This window comes from Mesorhizobium sp. B2-5-7, assembly GCF_006440875.1.
GTDB classification, from domain to species: Bacteria; Pseudomonadota; Alphaproteobacteria; order Rhizobiales; family Rhizobiaceae; genus Mesorhizobium; species Mesorhizobium australicum.
In genome coordinates this window covers 1,368,169-1,394,954 of record NZ_VFUO01000001.1, presented here as the reverse complement: position 1 = coordinate 1,394,954, position 26,786 = coordinate 1,368,169, and the positions used below count along the sequence as shown (strand labels likewise).

At 62.8% G+C, this 26,786-nt stretch carries 28 protein-coding genes; 15 read left to right on the top strand and 13 right to left on the bottom strand.

The annotated features are described in order from the left end of the window. Nucleotides 1-33 precede the first annotated feature (33 nt). On the top strand, nt 34-2,079 hold the full coding sequence (locus FJ543_RS07005; protein WP_140824549.1) for an NADH:flavin oxidoreductase: 2,046 nt from the start codon (nt 34-36) through the stop codon (nt 2,077-2,079). 100 nt (nt 2,080-2,179) lie between these two features. Here the strand turns inward: FJ543_RS07005 and FJ543_RS07000 are convergent, their stop codons facing one another. After that, nucleotides 2,180-2,587 carry a hypothetical protein gene (locus FJ543_RS07000; RefSeq protein ID WP_140824550.1) on the bottom strand — a complete coding sequence of 136 codons (408 nt, stop codon included), beginning with the start codon at nt 2,585-2,587 and terminating at the stop codon, nt 2,180-2,182. Nucleotides 2,588-2,732: 145 nt separating this feature from the next. Here FJ543_RS07000 and FJ543_RS06995 point away from each other — a divergent pair, with 145 nt between their 5' ends. Continuing rightward, nucleotides 2,733-3,161 carry a MarR family transcriptional regulator gene (locus tag FJ543_RS06995; protein ID WP_140874362.1) on the top strand — a complete coding sequence of 143 codons (429 nt, stop codon included), beginning with the start codon at nt 2,733-2,735 and terminating at the stop codon, nt 3,159-3,161. Here the strand turns inward: FJ543_RS06995 and FJ543_RS06990 are convergent. Both FJ543_RS06990 and FJ543_RS06985 read right to left on the bottom strand, forming a co-directional pair. Then, nucleotides 3,158-3,370, bottom strand: coding sequence for a polysaccharide deacetylase family protein (locus tag FJ543_RS06990; RefSeq protein ID WP_224622091.1), 213 nt, complete (start codon nt 3,368-3,370; stop codon nt 3,158-3,160). The two genes, FJ543_RS06995 and FJ543_RS06990, sit on opposite strands and share 4 nt — an antisense overlap. A 68-nt stretch (nt 3,371-3,438) precedes the next feature. Further along, the gene (locus FJ543_RS06985; RefSeq protein WP_140720881.1) at nt 3,439-5,511 is read right to left on the bottom strand and encodes an EAL domain-containing protein; all 2,073 of its coding nucleotides are present in this window, start codon (nt 5,509-5,511) and stop codon (nt 3,439-3,441) included. Between the two features lie 305 nt (nt 5,512-5,816). Here FJ543_RS06985 and FJ543_RS06980 point away from each other — a divergent pair, with 305 nt between their 5' ends. Both FJ543_RS06980 and tdh read left to right on the top strand, forming a co-directional pair. After that, nucleotides 5,817-7,004 (top strand): glycine C-acetyltransferase, encoded by a 1,188-nt coding sequence (locus tag FJ543_RS06980; RefSeq protein WP_140874360.1) that lies wholly within the window; start codon nt 5,817-5,819, stop codon nt 7,002-7,004. 52 nt (nt 7,005-7,056) lie between these two features. Then, nucleotides 7,057-8,091, top strand: coding sequence for an L-threonine 3-dehydrogenase (gene tdh, locus FJ543_RS06975; protein WP_015318326.1), 1,035 nt, complete (start codon nt 7,057-7,059; stop codon nt 8,089-8,091). Between the two features lie 105 nt (nt 8,092-8,196). On the opposite strand, the gene FJ543_RS06970 is transcribed toward tdh, so the two are convergent. After that, a complete protein-coding gene (locus FJ543_RS06970) occupies nt 8,197-8,634 on the bottom strand; it encodes a MarR family transcriptional regulator (RefSeq protein ID WP_181173921.1) in 438 nt (145 codons plus the stop codon). Nucleotides 8,635-8,721: 87 nt separating this feature from the next. Between FJ543_RS06970 and hmgA the strand changes: the two genes are divergently transcribed. From hmgA to FJ543_RS06950, 4 genes are read left to right on the top strand one after another with little or no spacing between them, the layout of a single operon-like run. Continuing rightward, nucleotides 8,722-10,035, top strand: coding sequence for a homogentisate 1,2-dioxygenase (hmgA, locus tag FJ543_RS06965; protein WP_140661899.1), 1,314 nt, complete (start codon nt 8,722-8,724; stop codon nt 10,033-10,035). Nucleotides 10,036-10,046: 11 nt separating this feature from the next. Beyond that, nucleotides 10,047-10,934, top strand: a complete 888-nt coding sequence (locus FJ543_RS06960; protein WP_181173936.1) for an MBL fold metallo-hydrolase — start codon at nt 10,047-10,049, stop codon at nt 10,932-10,934. Further along, nucleotides 10,931-11,944 carry a fumarylacetoacetate hydrolase family protein gene (locus FJ543_RS06955; RefSeq protein ID WP_140717681.1) on the top strand — a complete coding sequence of 338 codons (1,014 nt, stop codon included), beginning with the start codon at nt 10,931-10,933 and terminating at the stop codon, nt 11,942-11,944. The genes FJ543_RS06960 and FJ543_RS06955 overlap by 4 nt, the downstream gene beginning before the upstream one ends. A 21-nt stretch (nt 11,945-11,965) precedes the next feature. Continuing rightward, on the top strand, nt 11,966-12,502 hold the full coding sequence (locus tag FJ543_RS06950) for a DinB family protein (RefSeq protein WP_140662076.1): 537 nt from the start codon (nt 11,966-11,968) through the stop codon (nt 12,500-12,502). Nucleotides 12,503-12,505: 3 nt separating this feature from the next. On the opposite strand, the gene FJ543_RS06945 is transcribed toward FJ543_RS06950, so the two are convergent. The 3 genes from FJ543_RS06945 to hppD form a co-directional block, all read right to left on the bottom strand. Further along, complete coding sequence (locus tag FJ543_RS06945; protein ID WP_015318320.1) at nt 12,506-12,883, bottom strand: type II toxin-antitoxin system VapC family toxin; 378 nt, start codon at nt 12,881-12,883, stop codon at nt 12,506-12,508. Continuing rightward, complete coding sequence (locus FJ543_RS06940) at nt 12,880-13,104, bottom strand: type II toxin-antitoxin system prevent-host-death family antitoxin (RefSeq protein WP_015318319.1); 225 nt, start codon at nt 13,102-13,104, stop codon at nt 12,880-12,882. Before FJ543_RS06940 ends, FJ543_RS06945 begins: the two co-directional genes overlap by 4 nt. Nucleotides 13,105-13,170: 66 nt before the next feature. Further along, complete coding sequence (hppD, locus tag FJ543_RS06935; protein ID WP_140874354.1) at nt 13,171-14,283, bottom strand: 4-hydroxyphenylpyruvate dioxygenase; 1,113 nt, start codon at nt 14,281-14,283, stop codon at nt 13,171-13,173. A 136-nt stretch (nt 14,284-14,419) separates the two neighbouring features. Here hppD and FJ543_RS06930 point away from each other — a divergent pair, with 136 nt between their 5' ends. Next, the gene (locus tag FJ543_RS06930; RefSeq protein WP_140874495.1) at nt 14,420-14,887 is read left to right on the top strand and encodes an Lrp/AsnC family transcriptional regulator; all 468 of its coding nucleotides are present in this window, start codon (nt 14,420-14,422) and stop codon (nt 14,885-14,887) included. Here FJ543_RS06930 and FJ543_RS06925 read toward each other — a convergent pair. The 4 genes from FJ543_RS06925 to aztA all read right to left on the bottom strand — a co-directional run bounded on the left by FJ543_RS06925 (nt 14,884) and on the right by aztA (nt 18,032). After that, nucleotides 14,884-15,222: a TIGR01244 family sulfur transferase gene (locus FJ543_RS06925; protein ID WP_015318316.1), complete on the bottom strand. Its 339-nt coding sequence runs from the start codon at nt 15,220-15,222 to the stop codon at nt 14,884-14,886. The two genes, FJ543_RS06930 and FJ543_RS06925, sit on opposite strands and share 4 nt — an antisense overlap. A gap of 149 nt (nt 15,223-15,371) precedes the next feature. After that, entirely contained in the window at nt 15,372-16,313 is a 942-nt protein-coding gene (gene aztC / locus FJ543_RS06920) for a zinc ABC transporter substrate-binding protein AztC (RefSeq protein WP_140717685.1), read from the bottom strand. A 31-nt stretch (nt 16,314-16,344) separates the two neighbouring features. Continuing rightward, nucleotides 16,345-17,220, bottom strand: a complete 876-nt coding sequence (gene aztB / locus FJ543_RS06915; RefSeq protein ID WP_140717687.1) for a zinc ABC transporter permease AztB — start codon at nt 17,218-17,220, stop codon at nt 16,345-16,347. Continuing rightward, nucleotides 17,220-18,032 carry a zinc ABC transporter ATP-binding protein AztA gene (gene aztA / locus FJ543_RS06910; RefSeq protein WP_015318313.1) on the bottom strand — a complete coding sequence of 271 codons (813 nt, stop codon included), beginning with the start codon at nt 18,030-18,032 and terminating at the stop codon, nt 17,220-17,222. Before aztA ends, aztB begins: the two co-directional genes overlap by 1 nt. 220 nt (nt 18,033-18,252) lie before the next feature. Here aztA and FJ543_RS06905 point away from each other — a divergent pair, with 220 nt between their 5' ends. Further along, entirely contained in the window at nt 18,253-18,597 is a 345-nt protein-coding gene (locus FJ543_RS06905) for a RidA family protein (protein ID WP_023773346.1), read from the top strand. Between the two features lie 41 nt (nt 18,598-18,638). Here FJ543_RS06905 and hutC read toward each other — a convergent pair whose 3' ends face one another. Continuing rightward, complete coding sequence (gene hutC, locus FJ543_RS06900) at nt 18,639-19,379, bottom strand: histidine utilization repressor (protein ID WP_085986622.1); 741 nt, start codon at nt 19,377-19,379, stop codon at nt 18,639-18,641. Nucleotides 19,380-19,390: 11 nt separating this feature from the next. Continuing rightward, complete coding sequence (locus tag FJ543_RS06895) at nt 19,391-20,746, bottom strand: formimidoylglutamate deiminase (protein WP_140661906.1); 1,356 nt, start codon at nt 20,744-20,746, stop codon at nt 19,391-19,393. Nucleotides 20,747-20,844: 98 nt separating this feature from the next. Between FJ543_RS06895 and hutI the strand changes: the two genes are divergently transcribed. The 5 genes from hutI to FJ543_RS06870 are packed head-to-tail and all read left to right on the top strand — an operon-like array spanning nt 20,845 to nt 26,717. Then, complete coding sequence (gene hutI / locus FJ543_RS06890; protein ID WP_140874352.1) at nt 20,845-22,080, top strand: imidazolonepropionase; 1,236 nt, start codon at nt 20,845-20,847, stop codon at nt 22,078-22,080. Beyond that, nucleotides 22,077-23,618 carry a histidine ammonia-lyase gene (gene hutH / locus FJ543_RS06885; RefSeq protein WP_140874350.1) on the top strand — a complete coding sequence of 514 codons (1,542 nt, stop codon included), beginning with the start codon at nt 22,077-22,079 and terminating at the stop codon, nt 23,616-23,618. Before hutI ends, hutH begins: the two co-directional genes overlap by 4 nt. Continuing rightward, nucleotides 23,618-24,436, top strand: coding sequence for an N-formylglutamate deformylase (hutG, locus tag FJ543_RS06880; RefSeq protein WP_015318307.1), 819 nt, complete (start codon nt 23,618-23,620; stop codon nt 24,434-24,436). Before hutH ends, hutG begins: the two co-directional genes overlap by 1 nt. A 25-nt stretch (nt 24,437-24,461) precedes the next feature. Then, the gene (hutU, locus tag FJ543_RS06875; RefSeq protein WP_181173920.1) at nt 24,462-26,135 is read left to right on the top strand and encodes a urocanate hydratase; all 1,674 of its coding nucleotides are present in this window, start codon (nt 24,462-24,464) and stop codon (nt 26,133-26,135) included. 3 nt (nt 26,136-26,138) lie between these two features. Then, nucleotides 26,139-26,717, top strand: a complete 579-nt coding sequence (locus tag FJ543_RS06870) for a HutD family protein (protein WP_140874346.1) — start codon at nt 26,139-26,141, stop codon at nt 26,715-26,717. The last annotated feature ends 69 nt before the right edge of the window (nt 26,718-26,786 follow it).

Below are 26,786 nucleotides of genomic sequence, written 5' to 3'. Positions count from 1 at the left end.
CTCATTAGCACAAATTAAAACGGCAGGAAGACGATGACCAGCAACGACCCGCTTCTCCAACCCTACCAGCTCAAGCATTTGACGCTGAAGAACCGGGTGATGTCGACCAGCCACGAGCCGGCTTACTCGGAGGACGGCATGCCGAAGGAGCGCTACCGGCTCTACCATGCCGAAAAGGCCAAGGGCGGCATGGCGCTGACCATGACCGCCGGCTCGGCGATCGTTTCGCGCGACAGCCCGGCTGCCTTCGGCAATCTGCACGTCTATGACGACCGCATCGTGCCGTGGTTGGCCGAACTCACCGATGCCTGCCATGAGCATGACTGCAAGGTGATGATCCAGATCACCCATCTTGGCCGCCGCACGGGTTGGAACAAGGCCGACTGGCTGCCGGTGCTCTCGGCTTCGCCGGTGCGCGAGCCGGCGCATCGCGCTTTCCCCAAGACCATCGAGGACTGGGACATCGAGCGCATCGTCGCCGACTATGCGTCGGCCGCCCAGCGCTGCCAGGCGGCGGGGCTCGACGGCATCGAGTTCGAATCCTACGGCCATCTGATGGACGGCTTCTGGTCGCCTGCCACCAATCATCGCGATGACGAGTATGGCGGTTCGCTCGACAACCGCCTGCGCTTCACCAACATGGTGCTCGATGCGGTGCGGGCGGCGGTCGGCGAGAAATTCGTCGTCGGCATCCGCATGGTCGCCGACGAGGATTTCGACAAAGGCCTGTCGAAGGAGGAGGGCGTCGAGATCGCCAGGCGGCTGGCCGGCTCCGGCAAGCTCGATTTCCTCAACATCATCCGGGGCTCGATCGAGACCGACGCGGCGCTCACCAAGGTCATTCCGGTGACCGGCATGCGGTCTTCGCCGCATCTCGATTTTGCCGGCGAGGTGAGGGCGGCGACGAAATTCCCGACCTTCCACGCGGCGCGCATTTCCGATGTCGCCACCGCGCGCCATGCGATCGCCACCGGCAAGCTCGACATGGTCGGCATGACACGCGCCCATATCGCGGATCCGCACATCATCAAGAAGGTGATGGAGGGCCGCGAGCACGAGATACGTCCCTGTGTCGGCGCTACCTATTGTCTCGACCGCATCTATGAAGGCGGCGAGGCGCTATGCGTTCACAATGCGGCGACCGGCCGCGAGGCGGATATCCCGCACGTCATTGTCAAGACGGAAGGGCCCAAGCGGAAAGTGGTGGTCGTCGGCGCCGGCGCTGGTGGGCTGGAGGCGGCGCGCGTCGCAGCCGAGCGCGGTCATCAAGTCACGATCCTCGAGGCATCATCACAAGCTGGCGGCCAGGTGCGTCTGGCGACCCAGAATCCGCGCCGCAAGGAATTGATCGGCATCATCGACTGGCGGCTGGCCGAACTCGACCGGCTCGGCGTCGAGATCCGCTATGACACCTGGGCGGAACAGGACGATGTCCTGGCGCTGGCGCCCGACGTCGTGGTGATCGCCACCGGTGGCCTGCCGCAGAACCCGCCGCTGGCCTCCGGCGACAATCTCGTCACCTCGAGCTGGGACATCATGGCCGGCAGCGTCAAGTCGGCCGAAAATGTGCTGCTCTACGACGACAATGGCGGCCATCAGGGCATGGGCGCGGCCGAACTGATTGCCAACAGCGGCTCGAAGCTGGAACTGGTTTCGCCGGAACGCTTCTTCGCCCCCGAAATGGGCGGCATGAACCACGTACCCTATGTCAGGGCCTTCCAGGAAAAGGGCGTCACCGTCACCATCAATACCCGCCTGCGCTCGGTGCGGCGCGAAGGCAATCAACTGATCGCGGAACTCGCTTCGGATTTCGCCGATGGCTGGCGCGGAGAGCGCAGGGTCGACCAGGTGGTGGTCGAGCACGGCACGGCGCCGCTCGACGATCTGTACCTTTCGCTGAAACCGCTGTCGAAGAACGGTGGTGCGGTCGACTATGAGCGGCTGGTCAACGGCGGCGACATTTTTCCCAAGCGCAACGCGGATGGCGGCTTCGTGCTCTTGCGCATCGGCGACGCGGTTGCCTCGCGCAACATCCACGCCGCCATCTATGATGGGATCAGGTTCGGGATCAGGATTTGATCACGATCAGGTGGCGCGCAACGGCCTTTGCAAGGAGAGCCACCTGCCGCTCTGGTCCGTTGCGCGCCGCGCATGATCGGCTTTCACCGGCCGTGCGATTCTAAAACATCTTGGCGGTCGCCATGCAAAGCACGGTGATGACCAGCAGCCCGCCGGCGATACGTTCGCCCCTGGTCATTTTCGCGCGCAGCACCGTTTGGGTCGCGGCATCGGCGCCGGCAAGCTGCCTGCTGGCGGAGCCCACAAGCGCGCCTTGCACGCCGGCGGCGATCAGCGCCGTCAAAATGCCGAGCGCCAGTACCTTTTCCATCGAGCCAAAAGCACCCTCATGAAAGAAATACCAGAGCAGCAAACCGGTCAGGAAAGCCAAACCGGCCGCGCCCATTTGCGGCCGAAAGAACCGCTCGGCCCGGATGTCCGGATCGCGGCCAACCGCGATGGTTGTGCCGGCCCAGAAGACGCCGGCCATGACGTGCAGGCCGATGACGGCGATATAAACATACTGCATGATCGCATTCCTCTCATTCGCCCGCCGCCTACGCGCCGCAACCCTGTCGCGATGCCATCAATAAGGAAAAATTAGATATCTAATGGTTAGATGTCAATCATGAAGTCAAGTTTCACATTCCCACTGCTTGCTCTACTGTCAGATCATGACACCATTTGACCGCCCGCCGGTCGGCATGAATCTCGGCCGAACCGCCAAGCTTGTCGCCCAGGCCTTCGACGCTGCCTTGGTTGAAGCAGGCGGCACATTGCCGGTCTGGCTCACGCTGCTGTCTGTCAAGTCGAGCGAGCTTGCCAATCAGCGCGAACTCGCCGGCATGATCGGCATCCAGGGCGCGACGCTGACCCATCATCTCAACGCGATGGAAGCGCAGGGCCTGCTGACGCGGCGGCGCGATCCCGTCAACCGCCGCGTTCACCTGGTCGAATTGACGGAGAGGGGAGAAGCGCTGTTCGAGACGTTGCGGCAAGCGGCACTCGTCTTCGACAAGCGGCTTCGCAAAGGACTGTCCGACGAGCGTCTGGCGGAATTTGCGCAGGTGCTTGCGGCGTTGCGGAAGAACGTAGAGAGCTAGGAATGCCGCCTGTTGGACGCACTGGCCTCGGCATGCATACCGACCATGAACAGCGTTGCCGGAACCTGCGCTGCCTCCAAGACGTCGAGGATGTTGCTTGTACCGCTCAGCGGACCGTCGTCGAAGGTGAGATAGATGGTGCGATCCGCGCCATGGGCAGGCAACGCCGACATCAACATGGCTGCCAGGGCAAGCCGAAAGAATGTCATGGGGCCGCTATCCCCTCGCGATCAGGACAGGCCGCCATTTCCGCGGCTGCTTGTCAAGGCTGGCCGGGTTACGCCAGGCTTCCCTGCAATACCGTCAGCCTGGCTTTCTTCGGCATGCGGGCGGTCAGCCATTCCAGCGCCTTGTCATGCGGCATCGGGAAGGCGATGGAATAGCCCTGCACCTGGTCGCAGCCGATCGCCATCAGCGAATCGAGCTCGGCCTCGGTTTCGGCACCCTCGGCGACGATGGAGATGCCCAGCCCCCGCGCAAGTTCAGTGATGGCGCGCACGATCTTGGAGTTGTCGCCATTCTCATGGATGTTTTGCACGAAGCGACGGTCGATCTTGAGCCTGTCGATCTCGTTGGGATTGACGTGGCTGAGCGAAGCGTAGCCGGTGCCGAAATCATCGAGCTCCAGATGCACGCCGGCCGCCCTGATATGACGCAGCTTCGCCGCGATGCCGGTCTTCTCGTCGTCCAGAATGACGGATTCGACGATTTCCAGCGACAGTTTCTGCGGCGGCAGTCCGGCTTTCTCCAGCGTATCGAACAAAAACGCATCGAAATCATGCTCGCGCAACTCGGTACCCGAGACATTGACTGCAAGCCGGCCGAAAGCAATCCCGGTCCGGTTCCATTCGGCGGCCTCGTTGATCGCCTTGCTGATCACGATACGGCCGATCTCCGGCATGAAGCCGCATTTCTCGGCGACCGGGATGAATTCGCCCGGCGAGATCATGCCGCGCTCGGGATGATTCCAGCGCACGAGCGCTTCGATGCCGCTGATGGTGCCGTCGGTCAGCGAGACCTGCGGCTGGAAATAGACCTGGAACGCCTTTTCGGAAATGGCGACCTTGATGTCGTGTTCGAGCTGCTTGCGGTAGTCGAGTTCGCGGCGCAGTTCCTCGGAGAAGAACGAGAAGTTGCCGCCACCCATTTTCTTGGCGGAGTAGAGCGCCAGATCGGCATGGACGAGCAGGTCCTGCGCATTGTCGGCATCGATCGGATAGACCGCGATGCCGCCGCTGGCGCCCGGGAGAATGGTGGTGCCCTGGAACACGATCGGCTCGTTGATGTGCACCAGGATGCGCCGTGCCAGCATGTTGATGTCCTCGGTGCTGCCGGCTCCGTTGAGGATCATCACGAATTCGTCGCCGCCGAGCCGCGCGCACAGATCCGACGCGCGGCAGGAATCGCGCATGCGCTGTGCCGTCACGACCAGGACATAATCGCCGGCGGCGTGACCCAGCGTATCGTTGATCTGCTTGAAGCGGTCGAGGTCGAGCTGGACTACGGCCAGGCGCTCGCGCCGGCGATGCGCGCCCTTGATCAGCGTCTCGAAATGGTCGGTGAGGAAGGTGCGGTTGTGCAGGCCGGTCAGGCCGTCATGCACCGCGATGAAGGCCATCGAATTGCGCGCGTCGACCAACTCACGCGTCTTGCGCAGGATCGCGTTGGACATCGGCCTGAAGATGAACAGCGCCACCAGCAGGATGACGCCGAGTGTGGCGTAGAACAGAGTGCGGTGGAGGGAGAGCAGCTTTTCGGAGCGCTCGTCGGCATCGGCGCTGATGCGCTGGCCGAGCGCGGCATAGCCCGACAGCGTGGCATTGGCGACCGAGGCATCGAGATTGACGCGGTCGGCGCCGCCCTTGTAGCCGCCATTGTCGCCAAGATTGAGCTGCGATTCCAGTGCAGAGACCAGCCGGTCGCCATTGGCGATCAGGCCAACCGAGAAATAGTCGAGATGGAAGGGCTTGGCGAAAAGCACGCTCTGGATCGACTTCGCATCGAGCTTGGCCGGCGATTGCGGATCCGCGCCCGTCTGCTTGAGCAGCAGATCGTAGTTCGTCTCGAACTCCGCCGTGGCCTGCTTCAGCGCGCTGACCAGCGCCGGCTGCTTGTCGCGCGAGGCGGCGCCCGTTGCGTTGGCCAGAAAGACGATGCGCTGCGACAGCGTCTTCTGCGTGCCGACGATGTCGAGCAAGGTGTTGTTGTGCTGCTGCGTGGCCATCGTCTGCTGCAGCAGGACGAAGGAGGCCGCGACCATGGCGGCAATGATCAGCAGCGCCAGCCAGTAGCCAGCCTTGATCAGCAGTATGAGCTTGCCTGAAACGGTTTGCACCGGCTGCTGAGACATGTTCGGGGGCGGTCCTCTCGCCAACGGATTTATGCGAGCACCATTGAACTGCAAACGTTAACAGGACTGGAAATCGACGGCCGGCCGGCGCGGACGAGAGGCGGAAAGATCACGAAATGGTTATCGGGTTCTTTCGCGGCCGGCCTGCATTTGAGCATTCGTCGGCCCATGCGTTTCCGGGTGGTCACCTGGGCAATGTCGGAACGTCCCAGCTGATGCTGCCCGGCCACCTGATCCGTCGCTTTTGCGATGGATTTTTTGTGCGGGCGGGACGACAGTCTGCCGACGTCAAACGGGGCCCGATCATGACCGCAGCATTTCTCTCCCATATCGACAGCGAGCTTGCCGGGTTGAAATCCGCCGGGCTCTACAAGTCCGAGCGGGTGATTTCCTCGATGCAGTCGGCTGAGATCGAGGTCGGCGGCGAGAAAGTGCTGAACTTCTGCGCCAACAACTATCTCGGCCTTGCCGACAGCGCGGAACTGCGCGCGGCGGCCACGCAGGCGCTCGACCGCTACGGCTACGGCATGGCCTCGGTGCGCTTCATCTGCGGGACCCAGGAAGAACACAAGCAGCTCGAGACGACGATCTCCTCTTTCCTCGGCTCAGAAGACACCATCCTCTACGGCTCCTGCTTCGACGCCAATGGCGGCCTGTTCGAGACGCTGCTTGGCGAGGAAGACGCAATCATCTCGGATGCGCTGAACCACGCCTCGATCATCGACGGCGTCAGGCTGTCGAAGGCCAAACGCTTTCGCTACGCCAACAATGACATGGCCGATCTCGAGGCGCGATTGAAGGAAGCCAAGGATTGCCGCTTCCGGCTGATCGCCACCGACGGTGTGTTTTCCATGGACGGCATCATCGCCAATCTCTCAGGCGTCTGCGATCTGGCCGAGAAATACGACGCCATGGTCATGGTGGATGACAGCCATGCGGTCGGCTTCGTCGGCGGAAACGGGCGCGGTTCGCCCGAGCATTGCGGTGTCGAGGGCAGGGTTGACATCATCACCGGCACGCTCGGCAAGGCGCTCGGCGGCGCTTCGGGCGGCTACACCTCGGGCAAGAAGCAGGTGGTCGACTGGCTGCGCCAGCGCTCGCGGCCTTATCTCTTCTCCAACACGCTGATGCCGGCGATCGCCGGCGCCTCGATCAAGGTGTTCGAGCTGATCCGCAATGGCGACGGATTGCGCGAGCGCCTATATGCCAATGCGGCGCGGTTCAGGTCCCAGATGGGAAAGCTTGGATTCACGCTGGCCGGGGCCGACCATCCGATTATCCCGGTAATGCTGGGCGATGCCACATTGGCGCAGGAGATGGCGGCGCGCATGCTGAAGCGTGGTATCTACGTCATCGGATTCTCATTCCCGGTGGTGCCGAAGGGCCAGGCCCGCATCCGCACCCAGATGTCGGCGGCGCACTCCAGCGCCGACATCGACCGGGCCGTGGAAGCGTTCGGAGCGGTCGGCAGGGAATTGGGTGTGATTTCCTGAAGGGCCGGTAGCGAAAAGCGATTCCGGATCAAGAGATTCAAGGGACAAGAGAATGTCGAACATGATGAAGGCACTGGTGAAGGCCAAGGCCGAACCGGGCATCTGGATGGAAGAGGTTCCGGTGCCTGAGATCGGCCCGAACGATGTGCTGATCAAGATCAAGAAGACCGCGATCTGCGGCACCGACGTCCACATCTACAACTGGGACCAGTGGGCGCAAAAGACGGTTCCTGTGCCGATGGTGACCGGCCACGAATTCGTCGGCACGGTAGCCGACTTTGGTGCCGCGGTCACCGAATACAAGGTCGGCCAGCGGGTGTCGGGCGAGGGACACATCGTCTGCGGTCATTGCCGCAACTGCCGCGCGGGCAGGGGACATCTATGCCGTAACACGCTCGGCGTCGGCGTCAACCGTCCGGGCGCCTTCGGCGAGTACCTGGCCATTCCCCAGCACAATGTGGTGCCGATCCCCGACGACGTGCCGGACGAGATTGCCGCGATCTTCGATCCCCTGGGCAATGCGGTCCACACGGCGTTGTCCTTCGATCTGGTCGGCGAGGATGTGCTGGTCACCGGCGCCGGACCGATCGGCATCATGGGCGCGCTGGTGGCGCAGTGCGTCGGCGCACGCAAGGTTGTCATCACTGACATCAACCCGGTGCGCCTGGCGCTGGCCAAAAAACTCGGCGTCCAGCATGTCGTCGACGCTTCGCAGGAGAAGCTGCGCGACGTCATGCCGGCACTCGGCATGACGGAAGGTTTCGATGTCGGGTTGGAGATGTCGGGCGCCGCGCCCGCCTTCCGCGACATGATCGACACCATGAACAATGGCGGCAAGATCGCCATCCTCGGCATCGCCCCGACTGGTTTCGAGATCGACTGGAACAAGGTCATCTTCAAGATGCTGCACTTGAAGGGCATCTACGGCCGCGAGATGTTCGAGACCTGGTACAAGATGATCGCCCTGGTACAGGGCCCGCTCGACGTCTCCGCGCTCATCACGCACCGCATCGGCATCGACGATTTCCAGGCCGGCTTCGATGCGATGCGCAGCGGCAGTTCCGGCAAGGTGGTGATGGACTGGTAACGGCGCGCATAGCGCTATCCGGTGAAACGTCTGCGCGAGGCGCCACCTCTGTCCTGCCGGACAGAGGTGGCGCTGTCCCGCCAGCCTATCCCCATTCTTTCAGCGCTACTTTTCTTCCAACGCCTTCTCCAGCGCCGCCACCCCACGCACAATCGCCGCCCGTTCGTCCACGCCAAGTTTCGCCAGCAGTTCCCGCTCGAAATTCTGCGCCAGCGGCACCATCTCGCGATAGGCTGCAAGCCCGGCGTTGGTAAGCGTCAAGTGCTCGACGCGGCGGTCGTTCTCGTCAGGTGTTCGTACCAGCCAGCGCCGCCGTTCTAACTCGGCCACGGCGCGCGAGACCTTGGTCTTGTGCATGGCCGACTGCTCGCCAAGTTCCGTCGCGGTCATCGTGCCGCGCTGTCCCAACCCCGACAACGTGCGCCATTCTGGCCGGGTCAGGCCATGGCGGTCCTTATAGACATTCGAGAATTCGCGGCTGACCGCATTGGCGAGGCGATACAGCCGATAGGGCAGAAAGCTTTCGAGTTCGAGAATGTCCATTGTCCGCATCCGGGAAAAACGGAAGATTGATAGTTACATTTTCAATGGTTACAAATGAAACCAATTTGGTCAATCCGGGAGGAAGCAATGGCCTTTTCCTATATGCCGGGTTTCGGCAACGACTTCGAAACCGAAACCTTGCCCGGCTCGCTGCCGCAGGGACGAAACTCGCCGCAGCGGCCGGCCTACGGCCTCTATGCCGAGCAGCTTTCAGGCTCGCCCTTCACCGCGCCGCGCGGCACCAATGAGCGCTCCTGGCTCTATCGCATCCGGCCGAGCGTCAAGCACACGGGCAGGTTCAAGGCGGCGAGTTATCCCCTGTGGAAGAGCGCCCCCAATGTCGGCGACCACGAGCTGGCGCTTGGCCAGTACCGCTGGAATCCGGTGCCGATGCCGAAAGAGCCGACCGACTTCATCAAGGGTATGCGCACCATCACCACCGCCGGCGACGTGCTTGGCCAGACCGGCATGGCTGCCCATGTCTATGTCGCCAACCGCTCGATGACCGACGATCATTTCTTCAATGCCGACGGCGAGCTGCTGATCGTGCCGCAGGTGGGCAGCTTGCGCTTCATCACCGAGATGGGCGTCATCGAGCTTCGGCCCGGTGAAATCGCCGTGCTGCCGCGCGGCCTCGTCTTCAAGGTCGAACTGGTCGACGCCGAAGTGCGCGGCTATGTCTGCGAGAATTACGGCGCCAAGCTGACGCTGCCTGACCGCGGCCCGATCGGCGCCAATTGCCTGGCCAACCCGCGCGACTTCAAGACGCCTTGCGCCTGGTTCGAGGAGAAGGAGACGCCGTGCCGGCTGATCGTGAAATGGTGCGGCAATTTTCACGTCACCGAGATCGGCCATTCGCCGCTCGACGTCGTTGCCTGGCATGGCAACTACGCGCCCTATAAATATGATCTGGCGACCTTTTCGCCGGTCGGTGCGCTGCTGTTCGATCACCCCGATCCGTCGATCTTCACCGTGCTGACGGCGCCGAGCGGCGAGGAAGGCACCGCCAACATCGATTTCGTCATCTTCCCGCCGCGCTGGCTGGTGGCGGAAGATACGTTCCGGCCGCCCTGGTACCATCGCAACATCATGAGCGAGTTCATGGGCCTGATCCATGGCCAGTACGACGCCAAGGAGGAAGGTTTTGTCCCCGGCGGCATCAGCCTGCACAATCTGATGCTGGCCCATGGCCCGGATGCGCCTGGCTTCGAAAAAGCCTCGCGCGCGGACCTGAAACCGGTCAAGCTCGACAACACCATGGCCTTCATGTTCGAAACCCGCTTTCCGCAGATGCTGACCCGCTACGGCGCCGAACTCGAAACCCGGCAGGACAATTACATCGATTGCTGGGCCGACCTGAAGAAGCGGTTCAATGGCACGCCCGAGGGCGACTGGTCTTGAGCGGCAAGCCAATGCCGGACCGGCTGGTGCTGCTCGGGTCGAAAGGCGGTCCGGCACTGCGGCCGGGCGGGCCGTGGCCGAGCTCGACGCTGCTCGAAATCGGCGGGCGAGCCATCGTCGTCGATTGCGGGCTCGGCGTGACGCGCGGTCTGGTCGATGCCGGTGTCAGCCTGAAGGCACTCGACCTGATCTTCATCACGCATCTGCATTCCGACCATGTGCTGGAACTCGGGCCGCTGATCCACACCGCATGGACGGCTGGCTTGGCGACGCCGGTCACCGTGTTCGGGCCGCCTGGGCTTGGCCACTACTGGCGGCGCTTTTGTCAGGCGATGGAATTCGACATCGAGATCCGCATCGCCGACGAGGGCCGCCCCGATATTCGCGAGTTGGTCTCTATCGACGAATTCGTCCAAGGGCATGTGGTCGAGCAGCGCGGACTGAAGGTGACGGCGCTGCGTGTCGACCATCCGCCGGTGACCGATTGCTTCGCCCTGCGCTTCGAGCATGGCGAAAACAGCGTGGTGTTCTCGGCCGATACTGCCTTCTTTCCGCCGCTGGCCGATTTTGCCGATGGCGCTGCTATCCTCGTCCATGAAGCCATGCTGGAAGAAGGCATCGAGCGGCTGGTTGCCAGAACCGGCAATGGCGCGCGGCTCAGGGAACATCTGCTCGCCAGTCACAGCTTTGCCGAGGAGGCAGGCCGTATCGCCCGCGATGCCGGCGTCAAAAGATTGGTGCTCAATCACCTCATTCCAGCCGACGATACCGAGATCGGCGAGGTCGACTGGATAGCCGCTGTCAGGAAAACATGGGCTGGCGACTTGACGATCGCTCGCGACGGCCTTGTTGTGGAGTTAAGCGGCGCCAAGGCCGCATCAGGAGAGGGAACCGCATGAAGCTTGCCACGCTGAAGGACGGAACACGCGACGGAAAACTCGTCGTCGTTTCGCGCGACCTGACGCAATACACGGACGCCTCGTTCCTGGCGCGCACGCTGCAGGCCGCACTCGACGACTGGCGCAGGATCTCGCCGCATCTCGCGACCATAGCGGAATCGCTGGAGAACAATGCGATGCCGGCGGCCCGTTTTCACGAGCATGACGCGCATTCGCCGCTGCCGCGCGCCTATCAATGGGCCGACGGCTCGGCCTATGTGAACCATGTCGAACTGGTGCGGAAGGCGCGCGGCGTCGAGATGCCGGCAAGCTTCTGGACCGACCCGCTGATCTACCAGGGTGGCTCGGATTCCTTCGTTGCCCCGCGCGATCCGATCCGTCTAGCGGACGAGGCCTTCGGCATCGACATGGAAGCCGAGATCGCCGTCATCGTCGACGATGTGCCGATGGGCGCCAGCCACGATGAGGCGCGCGCCGCGATCCGCCTGATCACGCTGGTCAACGATGTCACGCTGCGCGCGCTGACCGGGCCGGAACTGGCCAAGGGATTCGGCTTCTTCCAGTCGAAACCGTCCTCCGCCTTCTCTCCGGTCGCGGTGACGCCGGATGAGCTGGGCGATGCCTGGGACGGCGGCAAGGTCAATCTGCCGCTGCTTGCCGACATCAACGGCAAGCCGTTCGGCCGCGCCGATGCCGGTGTCGACATGACCTTCGATTTTCCGGCCCTGATTGCTCACGCTGCCCGCACAAGGCCGCTGGTGTCAGGCACCATCATCGGCTCGGGTACGGTGTCCAACAAACTCGACGGCGGCCCGGGCAAGCCGGTCTCTGCGGGCGGAGCCGGTTATTCCTGCATCGCCGAACTGCGCATGATCGAGACCATTGTGTCAGGCGAGCCCAAGACACCTTTCCTGCGCTTCGGCGACACCGTGCGCATCGAGATGAAGGACAGATCAGGGCATTCGATCTTCGGCGCCATCGAGCAGAAGGTCGAGAAATACCAGCGGTAGGCACAATGAGAGGTTTGAGTGATGGACCTGCTGGATCATCTGCGTCGCATGGCGAAGAACAATCTCTGGTCGAACGACCGGCTCTATCGCGCCGTGCTTGCGCTGAAGCCCGGTGAATTCGAGGCCGAGCGCACCAACTTTTTCCCGTCGATCAAGGCAACGCTCAACCATGTCCTCGCGGTCGATCATCTCTATCTCGATTTTCTCGAAGACGGCGGCCTCGGTGCGGCTGCCTACGATGACTTCGTGCCTTTCGATGCCGCGCCCGAGCTTTACCTGGCTCAGCTTGCGGCCGACCGGCGGCTGATCGCCTTCTGCGATGGCCTGTCGAAGGCCGATCTCGATCGCAGCGTCGTCACCGACCGGCGCGAGGACGGCATGATCCCGGAAAAGACCGGCGATATCTTGGCGCACGTCTTCCTGCACGACATCCACCATCGGGGCCAGGTGCATGCCATGCTCGCGGGTACCTCCGTAGCGCCGCCGCAGCTCGACGAGTTCCTGCTCGATTATGACGTTAAGTTGAGAACAGCGGAGGTCGAACGGCTGGGATTATGAACGTCATGCCAGCGCGACGTCATAGAGAGCAAATTGCTTGTCCGCTGTCAGGATGGTGAGATTCTCGACCTGCGCTTGGGCGATCAGCAGCCGGTCGAACGGATCGCCATGGTGGCGGGGAAGACGGCCGACAACATGCGCATGCTGAAACGTGATGGTCAGCGGCTGGAATTGCATTCTCGGGAGTAACGCCGGCAGGTCGTCCGGAACGTCGAGTTTGCCGATCGATCGCTTGATCGCGATTTCCCAAACGCTTGCCGCGCTGGCGTAAACGGTCGCGTCCGATGCAAGGACAGCCCGGTGCTCCTCGCTGAGTCGAGGGTCGTCCTTAATAGACCAAAGGATAATTTGCGTATCGGCAAGAAAGGAGCCGGCAGTCATTTGACGTATTCGTCCCATTCCGGACCGAGTTCGTCAAAATCGTCCGCTATCCAAATCTTGCCCTTTAAGGCGCCAATACGGGGCAGGAGATTTTCGCCGAGGGGTGGCACCAGCCGAGCCGCGATCTTGCCGTGACGTGTAAGCACGATCTCTTCGCCAGCTTGCGCACGGCTGATCAGTTCCGACAGTTTTGCCTTGGCTTCTGCAATGGAAACATTCATGGGCTCGACCTCTTATGACCAAAATTTAGGTCATAATTAGTCGAGCCGCAAGCGGAGCCGGAGAAATTACTCTGCCGCCTGAACCTTGATCACACCGCGCTTGATCTGGTCCTGCTCGATCGATTCGAACAGCGCGCGGAAATTGCCTTCGCCAAAGCCTTCGTCGCCCTTGCGCTGGATGAACTCGAAGAAGATCGGCCCGATCACAGTCTTCGAAAAGATCTGCAAAAGAATCTTGGTCATGCCGCCGTCGACCACACCTTCGCCGTCGATCAGGATGCCATGCTTCTTCATCCGCTCGATCGGCTCGTCATGGCCGTTCACGCGGTCATACGACATGTCATAGTAGGTCTCGGGCGGGCCGGGCATGAATTTCAGCCCGTTCTCCGCGAGCTTGTCGGTGGCGACGTAGATCTCGTCGGTTCCCACCGCGATGTGCTGGATGCCTTCGCCATTGTACTTCTTCAGATATTCGGCGATCTGGCTGGTTTCATCCTTGGACTCATTGAGCGGAATGCGGATCTTGCCGCAGGGCGAGGTGATCGCCCGGCTGACCAGGCCCGTGATCTTGCCGTCGATGTCGAAGAAATGGATCTGCTTGAAACCGAACAAATTGCGGTAGAAATCCCACCATTTGTCCATCTGGCCGCGATAGACGTTGTGGGTCAGGTGGTCGAGGAAATAGAAGCCGACGCCTTGCGGCTTGGGGTCGCGTTCGCCCAGCCACTCGAATTCGGCGTCGTAGGCCGAGCCCTTCTTGCCATAGCGGTCGATGAAATAGAGCAGCGAGCCGCCGATGCCGACGATAGCAGGCACGTCGAGCGCCTTGTCGTCGCCTTCGTAAGGCGTGGCGCCCTTCGAGACGGCATGCTCGAAAGCATGCTTGGCATCAACCACCCGCCAGGCCATCGAGGCTGCACAGGGGCCGTGCTTGTCGACGAATTTCATCGCATGCGAGCCGGGCTCGGCATTGATGACATAGTTGATGTCGCCCTGGCGCCAGACGGTGATGTCCTTGGTGCGATGCCTGGCTACCGCCACATAACCCATGCGGGCGAACAGCTCGGCCAGCTTCTGCGGCTCCGCATGCGCGAATTCGACGAACTCGAAACCGTCGGTGCCGGCGGGGTTGTCTTTGCTGATCGTGGCGGGCGGGGCGTCGTGCGGGAAAGGACCCATGATATCCTCCGGAAGCTGCTCGGCCTGAAAAGACCGTCTGAAACCATAATAGCGCGGAGCCGGCGCACGGTGCTTGCATTCAAACGCTTGAAATGGTGATCTCATGCGCGAATCGTGCATGATGAAGGCCAAAGCCATGGATGACGCGCGCATTGATCAGTTCGACCGCAAGGTAATGGCGCTTTTACAAGGCGACGCGCGGCTCACCAACAACGATCTCTCCGAGCGGGTGAACCTCTCTGCCTCGCAATGCTCGCGCCGACGCCAGCGGTTGGAGGAGGACGGCTACATCAAGGGCTATCGAGCGGTGCTCGACCGCGACAAGCTCGGTTTCTCGCTGGTCAACGTCATCTCGGTGACACTGGCCACCCACAATCGCGACAATGCGCGCCGCTTTAGCGAATTGGTGGCACGGCTGCCCGAGGTGCAGGAGGCTCATGCGCTGACTGGCGAGATGGATTACATCCTGAAGGTGGTAACGCCAGACCTCAAATCACTGTCGGAATTCGTCAACGGCGTGCTCCTGCCGCACGAATCCGTGCAGCATGTGAAGACGGCGATCGTGCTGGAGACGCTGAAGGAGACCGGCGCGCTGCCGATTTAACCCTTCGACTGCTGGATCAGCCCGTACAGATTGGTACAGCGGGCGCCGGAGCGGCAATAGGCGAACACCGGGCCGTCGAGCTCGTCGAGTGCCTCGGCCTGGTCGTCGACATTCTCTCGCGTGATCTGGCCGCTGATCACCGGAATGTAGCGAAAGGCGAGGCCAGCGGCCTCGACCGCGGCCTTGAGCGTGTCCGCCGAAGGCTGTCCCGGCTGCTCGTCGTCAGGCCGGTTGCAGATCACGCTCTTGAAGCCGGCTTCCTTGATGGCGGCAACGTCCTCGGGCTGGATCTGGCCCGAGACCGAATAGTCTTCGCTGATCTGGCGGTATTCCATGGCTCGTATCCTCGCGATCTCTTTGACGGCAGTCTTGCCACTCCGGGAGGGGGGCGGCAATCCGCATCGAAGGAATTCTCTGCCAAATAGATATTGCGCGCCAGAAAATCCAACCGGGCCGATACGGCCCGGCTGGCCGCAGATCAAACTCAGCTGCCGAGAATGGCGCCTTTGATCTGGCGGATGTTGTTGTGCATCATGTCGATATAGGTCGAGCCAGGGCCGTCGGGCTGCGACAGCGCGTCCGAGTAAAGCGTGCCGCCGACCTTGATGCCGGTCTCGCTGGCAATCTGCTCGATCAGGCGAGTGTTGGTGATGTTCTCGACGAAGATGGCCGCGGCCTTGTCCTGCTTGACCTGCTCGACCAACTTGGCGACATCGGCGGCCGACGGCTCGGAATCGGTCGAGATACCTTGCGGGGCGAGGAAAGTCAGGCCGTATTCGTGCTCGAAATAGCCGAAGGCGTCATGCGAGGTGATGACGACGCGCTTTGCCTCGGGGATCGACTGGATCGCCGCCTTCACTTCGCCTTCCAGCGCGTCGAGCTTCTTGGTGTAGGCGGCGGCATTGGTCTGGTAGCTGACGCAGCCGTCGCTGTCGGCCGCACAGAAAGCTTCGGCGATGTTCTTCACATAGATCCTGGCATTGGCGATCGACTGGAAGGCGTGCGGGTCGGTGACCGTCTTGCCGCCGCCGGTGCCGGCGCCTTCGGCCGCGTCGGCTTCGGCGAATTCAGGCTTGAAGTCGATCGGCGTCACTCCCTTGGTCAGCGTGACGATCGAGGCCTTGGTGGCGCTGGCATCGACCAGCCGCTGCAGGAAACCTTCGAAATGCAGGCCGTTGACCAGCACGATGTCGGCCTTCGCCATGGCGACCGCGTCGGCAGGGCTTGGCTCATAGACATGGGCGTCGCCATCCGGCCCGACAATCGTGGTGATCGCGACGCGGTCGCCGCCGACGTTTTTGGCAAAGTCGGCAATGACCGTAAAGCTGGCGACCACCTTCAGCGGCGCCGCGAAGGCCGATGATGCGCCAAAGGCAGTTAATGTTATAACGCTCAACGTCAGGCCGGCACGGATCGTTTTCAGCATAAGCGGGGTTCCTTCTAGAGGGTGAGGCGGATCAGGCCGTTCTGTGACGGTGATGGATGATGCGACCGCGCAGGATGCCGCGCGTGCCAAACAGGATCGAGGCGAAATAGACGACACCGGCCGACAGGATGATGGCCGGGCCGGACGGCAACGACGCATGATAGGACAAGAGCAATCCGGCAATGCAGGAGGCAAAGCCGATCAGCACCGCCAGCACGCACATCGGCTCGACGCGTGCGGTCCAGAATCGCGCGGCTGCCGCCGGCAGCATCATCAATCCGACGGATAGCAAAGTGCCGAGCGCCTGGAAGCCGCCGACGAGATTAAGCACGACGAGGCCGAGGAAGATGAAATGCACCGGGCTGCCCATGCGGCTGACCGAACGCAGGAACAGCGGGTCGAGGCATTCGGCGACCAGCGCCCGCCAGAAGATGGCCAGGCTGGCCAACGTCACCGCGACGATGCCGGCAATCAGCATCAATGCCTCGTTGTTGAGCGCCAGCACCGTGCCGAACAGCACATGCATGAGATCGACGCTGGAGCCGCGGATCGACACCATCAGCACGCCGATGGCGAGCGAAATCAGATAGAGGGCGGCCATCGAGGCGTCCTCGCGTTGGATGGTGAAGCGCGAGACAGCGCCAGCGCCGAGCGCGACGATGACGCCGGCGATCAGGCCGCCAATGGTCATAGGCAGGATTTCAAGGCCATAGAACAGGAAGCCGGCGGCCGCCCCTGGCAGGATGGCATGCGCCATGGCGTCACCCGACAGGCTCATGCGCCGCAGCATCAGGAAGACGCCGATGGGGCAGGCGCCGAGCGACAGCATTAGCGAGCCGAACAGCGCCCGCTGCATGAAGCCGAAATCGGCGAAGGGAGCAATGAAGAGACTGTAGAGCGCGTCCATCAGGCGGCCCTCGGTCCGGCGCCATGGTGATGGTCGTGATCATGGCCATGATGATCATGATCATGGCCATGAGCGTGCTCGTCAGGCTCGCACCAGGGGGCGTTCTCTTCCCAGGCTTCGTGGAAGCGGCGCGCGCGCAGCAGGTTCTCAGGCTTCAGCGTCTCCCGGGTATCGCCCCAGGCAACCGGCTGGCGGGCAAGCAGCAGTGTTTCGGGAAAATTCTGGCGCACCAGGTCCAGATCATGGACCACCACCATGATGGTGCGCTCTTCGCCATGCCAGCGCTTGATCAGGGCAATGAGGTCACCGACCGTCTTGGCGTCGACCGCGTTGAAGGGCTCGTCGAGCAGGATCAGGTCGGCATCCTGCAACAGCACGCGGGCAAACAGCGTGCGCTGCAGCTGGCCGCCCGACAGCGTGTCGATCGGCCGCTTCTCGAAGCCGCCGAGGCCGACGGCCATCAATGCTTGGCTGACGGCTTCGCGATCTTCCCTGGTATAGCGGCCGAGCATGCCGCGCTTCGGCCACAGGCCAAGCGAGACCAGATCGACGACGCGGGCGGGAAAGGAGCGATCGAGTTCCGACTGCTGCGGCAGATAAGCTGCCCGCACGCCCGACGCGCGGATGACCTCGCCGGCCATTGGCTTCAGCACGCCGACAATACCCTTCATCAGCGTCGATTTTCCGGAGCCGTTGGCCCCGACCACGGCCGTCAGCGAACCCTTGCGGATCGTGCCATCGAGGTGATGGATCGCGGGATGACTGTTGTAGCCCAGCGTCAGGTCACGGAAGGTTAGGCAGGTCTGGGTCATATCGTTCCGTTGGGAAGTCGAGCCTGGCCGCGATAGTGGCCGTTGGATATGTGATGTTATTACATTAGTCAACAGGCCAATCCGGTGGATTTGCGACCCGGCGGCTCAACTTGCCGTGAGTTTCTTCCGCGCTGGTCCAAGGAGATTTGGCGCCGGCGGCCTTGCCCGAAGCCCACGCCGACTCTAAACAAGCGCAACCCTCAAACGAAGGAACCTCGCAATGAGCATTCGTCGCATCGATGTTGGCCCGCGCATGAGCCAGATCGTCATACACGGCAACACCGTCTATCTGGCCGGCCAGGTCGGCGAGCCCGGCGGCAACGTCGCCGCGCAGACCCGCGACATCCTCGCGACCATCGACGAATTGCTGGCCAAGGCCGGCACCGACAAGACCAAGATCGTCCAGGCGATCATCTGGCTGGCCGACATGGGCACCTTCGCCGAGATGAATTCCGAATGGGACAAATGGGTGCCGCAGGGCCACACACCCGCTCGCGCCACCGGCGAGGCGAAGCTCGCCGGCCCCGAATATCTGGTCGAGATTATTATTACGGCTGCGCTGTAAAGCGGCTGTAGGTGCCGATCTTCCCCAAGCGGGAGATCGGCTTACCCCTGCGACGGCGTGAACCTTGCCACCAGCGTGTGGCTTTCCGCCGGATAGATGAAGCGCACGTGTGTAACCGGGTGCTCCGCGCTCCAGGTGCGGCGCTCCACGACCAGGCAAGGCGCGCCAGGATCGATATCGAGCACGTCGGCGATAGTCTCATCGGCGGCCACGGCGCGTATCCGATGTTCGGCCTCGCTCCACGGCACGCGGCCGATCAGCCATGGACCCGCCGCGATTTCCAGAAACTCTTCGTCCCCGGCTTCCGCGACCGCCGAAAGATTGATCAGACGTTGCTCGAGTGCGAATGGCCGTTCGCCGGCAAAATGAAGGCCTTCGACCGCCAGCACCGAACCCGCGGCGGACAATCCGAGCAACGCCCTGTCCTCCACGTTGCTGCGCCGCCTCAGGCGTTCCAGCCGTTCGTAGCGATAGGGCAGGCCGAGCGCCTCGACCTCGATCCTGATGTCGTGAAGCTCCAGCACCGCTGCCTGCGATTGCGGCTGGCGGACAAAACTGCCCGACCGGCGGCGGCGTTCAATCAGACCTGCCTTGGCCAACTGCGACAGAGCCTTGTTCACCGTCATGCGTGAGCATTTGTATTCGGCGGTCAGCTCATGTTCGAATGGGATACGGTGGCCGGGCGCCCAGGTGCCGGACAGGATCTTTTCGCGGATATCGGACAGGATGCGCTGATGCAGCGAGACGGTCTCGCTGTCGTCTATGTCCGTCCGTTCAGCCATGCTCATCTGCGTTAACCCTCGGAAAGCGCAGTCATCACGCTGCGAAACCGTGCGGCGATAGCCCCGCGCTTGGCGTGTCTGCCAGCGCTGACCTGTTTCTTGCCATGCACCCAGACGCAATCGACCTTGCTGCCATTGGCAAAGATCCAGGCATCGAGGATCGCGTCGCCGGTCTTGCCAGCCAGCGAGGGATTACCGACGTCGAGCGAGACGAGATCGGCGGATGCCCCAGTCGCGATTTGCGAGGCGCCGGCACCAAGGGCGACGCCACCGCCGTCAAGCGCTGCGTCGAACAGGGCGCGGCCTGTTGAGCCGCCGGCTACCGCAAGCACATTGCGGGCGCGGTGCGCGAGGCGCTGCGAATATTCGAGCTGGCGCAATTCGTCGGGCAGGCCGATCAGCACATTGGAATCGGAGCCGATGCCGAAGCGGCCGCCATGCTCCCTGAACAATGGCGCGGCAAAGGTGCCGTCGCCGAGATTGGCCTCCGTGATCGGGCAAAGGCCGGCAATGGCGCCGGTCTTCGCCATGCCGATGGTCTCGGCATCCGTCATATGGGTGGCGTGAATCAGGCACCAACGCTGGTCGACAGCGGCAGCCCCAAGCAGAAATTCGACCGGACGCGCGCCGGACCAGGCAAGGCAGTCCTCGACTTCCCTGACCTGTTCGGCGATGTGGATGTGGATCGGTCCGTTTGGCGCCATGGCGGTGACTTCGATCAGCTCTTCAGGCGTCGCGGCGCGCAGACTGTGCGGCGCGACGCCGACGACAGCTTGATTCAGCGCGCGAACCGATTCACGGCTTTTCTCCACAAGCCGGGCGAACTGATTCACATCGTTGATGAATCGGCGCTGGCCCTCATTCGGAGCTGCGCCGCCGAAAGAGGAGTGGGCGTAAAACACCGGCAGCAGCGTCAGGCCGATACCCGTTTCGCCAGCCGCGGCAGCGATGCGCTCGGCCATCTCGGCTGGGTTGGCATAGGGTTGTCCATCCCGATCATGGTGCAGATAATGAAATTCGCCGACGCGGGAAAAACCGGCCTCCAGCATTTCGACATAGAGCTGCGCCGCCACCGCCTCGACTTGGTCGGGAGTCATCGACAGCGCGAAGCGGTACATCACCTCGCGCCAGCTCCAGAAACTGTCGGCGGAGGGGCCTCGCAACTCGGCAAGGCCGGCCATGCCGCGCTGGAAGGCGTGGCTGTGCAGGTTGGGCATGCCTGGCAGCAGAATGGAATGGCGTTCATCACCGGGCAAGGCGGCGGCTTCAGGCTCCACGGCCGTAATGCGCCCATTGGCAAAAGTGATCCGCACATTGTTGTGCCAGCCGTTAGGAAGAAGCGCCTGTTCCGCAAAGATATCGGTCACTTTTCTCTCCGCTTTCCGGTCTCGTATGTGATGATGGCACTTGCAGTGCGTTTCAATATGTATATACATAATCGCCACCGATTGAAACGGAAAAGATGATGGCCGTAGAGAGCAGCAAAAACCACGCAGGGGGGCTTCGCCTGTGGCGCAATGCGCGTCTGGCGACCATGGCTGAAAATTCTGCCGGATTGGGTATCGTCGAGCATGGTGCGCTCGCCGCGCGCGACGGCCGCATTATCTATGCCGGTCCGCAATCCGAGATGCCCTCGGCCTTTGCCCAAGGCGAGATCATCAATTGCGAGGGCCGCTGGATTACGCCCGGCCTGATCGACTGTCACACCCATCTGATCCACGCTGGGAACCGCGCCAACGAATTCGAGATGCGGCTGGCCGGCGCCACTTATGAGGAAGTCGCCAGGGCCGGCGGCGGCATCGTCTCGTCGGTCAAATCCCTGCGTGCTGCAAGTGAGGGCGACCTGGTTGCCCAGACGCTGCCGCGCCTCGATGCGCTGATTGCCGAGGGCGTAACCACAGTGGAAGTAAAGTCGGGCTATGGCCTCGATCTCGAAAACGAGAAGAAGTCACTGCGCGCCGCGCGACAGCTGGGCAATGAACGCCGGGTGACGGTTCGCACGACCTTCCTTGGCGCCCACGCGCTGCCGCCGGAAGCCAAGGGCGACAAGGATGCCTTCATCGATCTCGTTGCCAAAACGATCCTTCCCGGCGTCGTCGAGGAAGGCTTGGCCGATGCCGTCGATGGGTTCTGTGAAGGCATCGCCTTTTCGCCGGAGCAGATGGCGCGCGTTTTCGATGTCGCCCAGGCGGCTGGCTTGCCCGTCAAACTTCACGCCGACCAGCTGTCCAATCTGCATGGCGCTGAACTTGCCGCCCGCTATGGCGCGTTGTCGGCCGACCATCTCGAATATACCGACGAGCCAGGCGCGGTGGCAATGGCCAAGGCGGGGACCGTGGCGACGATCCTGCCCGGCGCCTACTACTTCATCCGCGAGACCAAGAAGCCACCGATCGGCCTGTTTCGCCAGCATGGCGTCAGAATGGCTGTTGCCACCGACAACAATCCCGGCACCTCGCCGCTGACCTCGCTGCTTCTGACCATGAACATGGCGGCCACCCTGTTCGGCATGACGGTCGACGAATGTCTTGCTGGCGTCACCCGCGAAGCCGCGCGTGCGCTGGGGCTGCTCGGCGAGACCGGCACGCTGGTATCAGGCAAATCCGCCGATCTGGCGATCTGGGACATCGAGCGTCCCGCCGAACTCGTCTACCGCATGGGCTTCAACCCGCTGCATGCCCGCATCTGGAGAGGACAATGACCGAACTGACCCTGAAGCCCGGCAATGCGACGCTGGCCGACTGGCGCACCATATACCGTGGCGCCGTGCCGAAACTGGACGATGCCTGCCGTCCGAAAATCAAGGCGAGTGCCGAAGCTGTCGCGCGCATCGTTGCCAAGGGTGAGCCGGTCTATGGCATCAACACTGGTTTCGGCAAGCTGGCCAGCGTGCGCATCCCCGCCGACGATCTCGAGACGCTGCAGCGCAACATCGTGCTTTCGCATGCCGCGGGCGTGGGCGAGCCGATGCCCGTTGCCGTTGCCCGGCTGATGATGGCGCTGAAACTTGCGAGCCTCGCGCAGGGCGCCTCCGGCGTGCGCTCGCAGACCATCGAGCTGCTTGAAGCGATGCTGGCCAACGACGTCATCCCGGTCGTGCCGGCGCAAGGTTCCGTCGGCGCCTCCGGCGACCTTGCCCCGCTGTCGCATATGACGGCGGTGATGATCGGCGTCGGCGAATGCTTTACTCCGCATGGCCGTTTCCCGGCCAAGGTTGCCTTCGTCTCGCACGGGCTGGAGCCCGTGACATTGGGTGCCAAGGAGGGCCTTGCGCTGCTCAACGGCACGCAGTTTTCGACGGCCTATGCACTGGCCGCTTTGTTCGATGCCGAGGTGCTCTACCAGTCGGCGCTTGTCGCCGGCGCGCTTTCGACCGACGCGGCAAAGGGTTCCGACGCGCCGTTCGACCCGCGCATTCATCTGCTGAGAAAGCACCGTGGCCAGATCGAGACCGCGGACGCACTGCGCGATTTGATGGCCGGCAGCGCCATCCGCGAGTCGCACCGGGTCGGCGACGAGCGTGTGCAGGATCCCTATTGCCTGCGTTGCCAGCCGCAAGTGATGGGCGCCGCACTCGATGTCCTGCGCAAGGCCGCCGATACGCTCGAAACCGAGGCCAATGGCGTCACCGACAACCCGCTGATCTTCGCAGAAGACGATACTGCTCTGTCCGGCGGCAATTTCCACGCCGAGCCGGTGGCTTTCGCCGCCGACATGATCGCGCTGGCCGTCTGCGAGATCGGCTCGCTGTCGGAACGCCGCATCGCCATGCTGGTCGATCCAGCGCTGTCAGGCATGCCCGCTTTCCTGACGCCCAAGCCCGGTCTGAACTCCGGCTTCATGATCCCGCAGGTTACGGCGGCCGCGCTTGTTTCGGAAAACAAGCAGAAGGCCTATCCGGCCAGCGTCGATTCCATCCCGACCTCGGCCAACCAGGAAGACCACGTCTCGATGGCCGCGCATGGCGCACGCCGCCTGATCGGCATGGTCGAGAATGCAACCGCGGTGATCGGCATCGAGTTGCTGGCCGCCGCGCAAGGCTGTGATTTCCATCAGCCGCTGGCGTCGAGCGCAGCACTGGAAGCCGTGCGCAAGCTGGTTCGCGCCGAGGTGCCGCATCTCGATAACGACCGGCATTTCCATCCCGACATGGAAAAGGCGATCGCCATGGTGCGCAGTGGTGCGGCTGTGAAAGCCGCGAGCGCTGTGGCACTGCCCTCGATTGCCGGAGCGGCGTGATGACGGCCAGCCCCTGGCTCACGGTCACGCGCGGCACGGCGCCGCTGTTGGTGTCGATCCCGCACACCGGTATCGACCTCGCCGGCCTCGAAAACCGGCTGGTCTCGCCTTGGCTCGGCCGTCGTGATTGCGACTGGTGGATCGACAATCTCTATGATTTCGCCGCCGGTCTCGGCGCCACTGTCGTGCACACCGCGATCTCGCGCACCGTCATCGACGTCAACCGCGATCCATCCGGCGCCTCGCTCTATCCCGGCCAGGCAACCACCGGCTTGTGCCCGACCGAAACCTTCGACGGCGACCCGCTCTACCGCGACGGCGAAGAGCCGGGGCCATCGGAGATCGACGAGCGCCGGCTGAAGTTCTTTGCACCCTATCACGCCGCCTTGCAGGCCGAGATCGACAGGTTGCGCACCTTGCATGGCAAGATTGTCCTCTATGACTGCCATTCGATCCGCTCGGTGCTGCCACGCCTGTTCGAAGGCACGCTGCCGGTGTTCAATCTCGGCACGAATGACGGCAAGAGCGCCGATCCGACGTTGCAGGCGATGGTCAACCAGATCATGGCCGAAACCGGCGAGACTTTTGTCGTCAACGGACGCTTCAAGGGTGGGTGGATAACGCGCCATTTTGGCCAGCCGCTACAGGGCGTGCACGCGCTGCAGATGGAACTCTCCAATCGAGGCTATATGCGCGAGCCCGAGGGGAAGGGCACGCCGGACAATTGGCCGGTGCCCTACGACGCCGCGTTCGCCGCTCCGATCCGCGCCACGCTGACGCGAATTCTTCAAACCGCCATTGACTGGGCCGGGCACTGACGCGCCGCCTCGTCCGAAAGGGACAATGATGAACAATCCCCGTCACAACATACGCGAAGTGCGCGCCCCGCGCGGCGACAAGCTCAATGCCAGGTATTGGACCACCGAAGCGCCGCTGCGCATGCTGATGAACAACCTGGACCCGGACGTTGCCGAAAACCCCAACGAACTGGTCGTCTACGGCGGCATCGGCCGGGCGGCGCGGACCTGGAACGATTTCGACCAGATCGTTGCTTCGCTGAAGATGCTTGGCGAGGACGAGACGCTGCTGGTGCAGTCGGGCAAGCCGGTCGGCGTGTTTCGCACCCACCCGGACGCGCCACGCGTGCTCATCGCCAACTCCAATCTGGTGCCGCACTGGGCGACCTGGGAGAAATTCAACGAGCTCGATAAAAAGGGCCTGATGATGTACGGCCAGATGACGGCCGGCTCCTGGATCTACATCGGCACGCAAGGCATCGTGCAGGGCACCTACGAGACCTTCGTCGAGGCCGGCCGCCAGCATTATGGCGGCAATCTCAGGGGAAAATGGATCCTGACCGGCGGCCTCGGCGGCATGGGCGGCGCACAGCCGTTGGCCGCCGTCATGGCCGGCGCCTGCTGCCTGGCGATCGAATGCAATCCCGACTCGATCGATTTCCGCCTGCGCACCCGCTATGTCGACGAGAGAGCCGAGACGCTCGACGAAGCCATGGAAATGATCGAGCGCTGGACCAAGGCCGGCGAGGCGAAGTCCGTCGGCCTGCTCGGCAACGCCGCCGAGATCGTACCCGAAATGTTCCGTCGCGGCATCCGCCCCGACATGGTCACCGATCAGACCTCTGCCCACGACCCCATCAACGGCTATCTGCCGAAGGGCTGGACGATGGCCGAGTGGCGCGAAAAGCGTGTCAGCGACCCCAGGGCGGTCGAGAAGGCGGCTCGCGCCTCCATGCGCGAACATGTCGAGGCGATGGTGGCGTTCTGGAACGCCGGCGTGCCGACGCTCGACTATGGCAACAATATTCGCCAGGTCGCCAAGGATGAAGGGTTTGAAAACGCCTTTGCCTTCCCCGGTTTCGTGCCGGCCTATATCCGTCCGCTCTTTTGCCGCGGCATCGGCCCGTTCCGCTGGGCGGCACTCTCCGGCGATCCGGAGGACATCTACAAGACGGACGCCAAGGTCCGCGAGCTCACCCCCGGCAACACCCATCTGCACAATTGGCTGGACATGGCCCGCGAGCGGATTTCCTTTCAGGGGTTGCCGGCGCGCATCTGCTGGGTTGGCCTCGGCGACCGGCACCGGCTGGGTCTCGCCTTCAACGAGATGGTGGCCAAGGGCGAACTGAAGGCGCCCGTCGTCATCGGCCGCGATCACCTCGATTCCGGTTCGGTCGCCTCGCCAAACCGCGAGACGGAAGCGATGAAGGACGGTTCGGACGCCGTGTCCGATTGGCCGCTGCTCAATGCGTTGCTCAACACAGCTTCGGGCGCCACCTGGGTGTCGCTGCATCATGGTGGCGGCGTCGGCATGGGTTTCTCGCAGCATGCCGGCATGGTTATCGTTGCCGACGGCACGCCGGATGCTGCAAGGCGCCTGGAACGGGTGTTGTGGAACGACCCGGCGACCGGCGTCATGCGCCACGCCGATGCCGGCTATGACATTGCGATCGAATGCGCCAAGGAGTACCAGCTCAACCTGCCTGGCATTTTGGGCTAAGCCATGCGCGTTCTTCGTGCCGCCGACTACCGCGTCATGCCGTGGAAGAACGGCGGCGGTACGACGACCGAGATCGCCGTCTCGCCCGCTGGCGCTGGGCTCGACGATTTCGACTGGCGCGTCTCGATGGCCCGGGTCGAGACGAGCGGGCCGTTCTCCAGCTTTGCCGGCATCGACCGCACCCTGTCGGTTCTGGAAGGCGAGGGGATCGTGCTTAATGTCGCCGGCCGTCCGCCCGAGCGGATGACAGCGGCTTCCCAGCCTTTTTCCTTTCCAGCCGACCAGCCGACGAGTGCCGCGCTGATCGCCGGCCCGATTACCGATCTCAACGTCATGACCCGCCGCGGCCGCATGTTGCATCAAGTCGAACGCCTGCCGGTTTCGGCGCCTGTGGAAATCTCGACCGAGGCCTGTTCCACCCTCATCCTTTGCCACAGAGGCCATGCCATTTTCACCGGCGCCACGCCTATCCGCCTCGAGCCGCTCGACACCCTGCTGCTCGGGCCGGATGTGCCTATCTTGCGGGTTGAGCCCGCCCCGGACGCGACCCTTTTCGTGGTCCGCATAATCAGGGCCGCCTGACGGGTTTGCCGCCAACGGTTACCGCCTGTTTCCAAACATGATCGTGATGCCGGCGAAATATAGCGTACA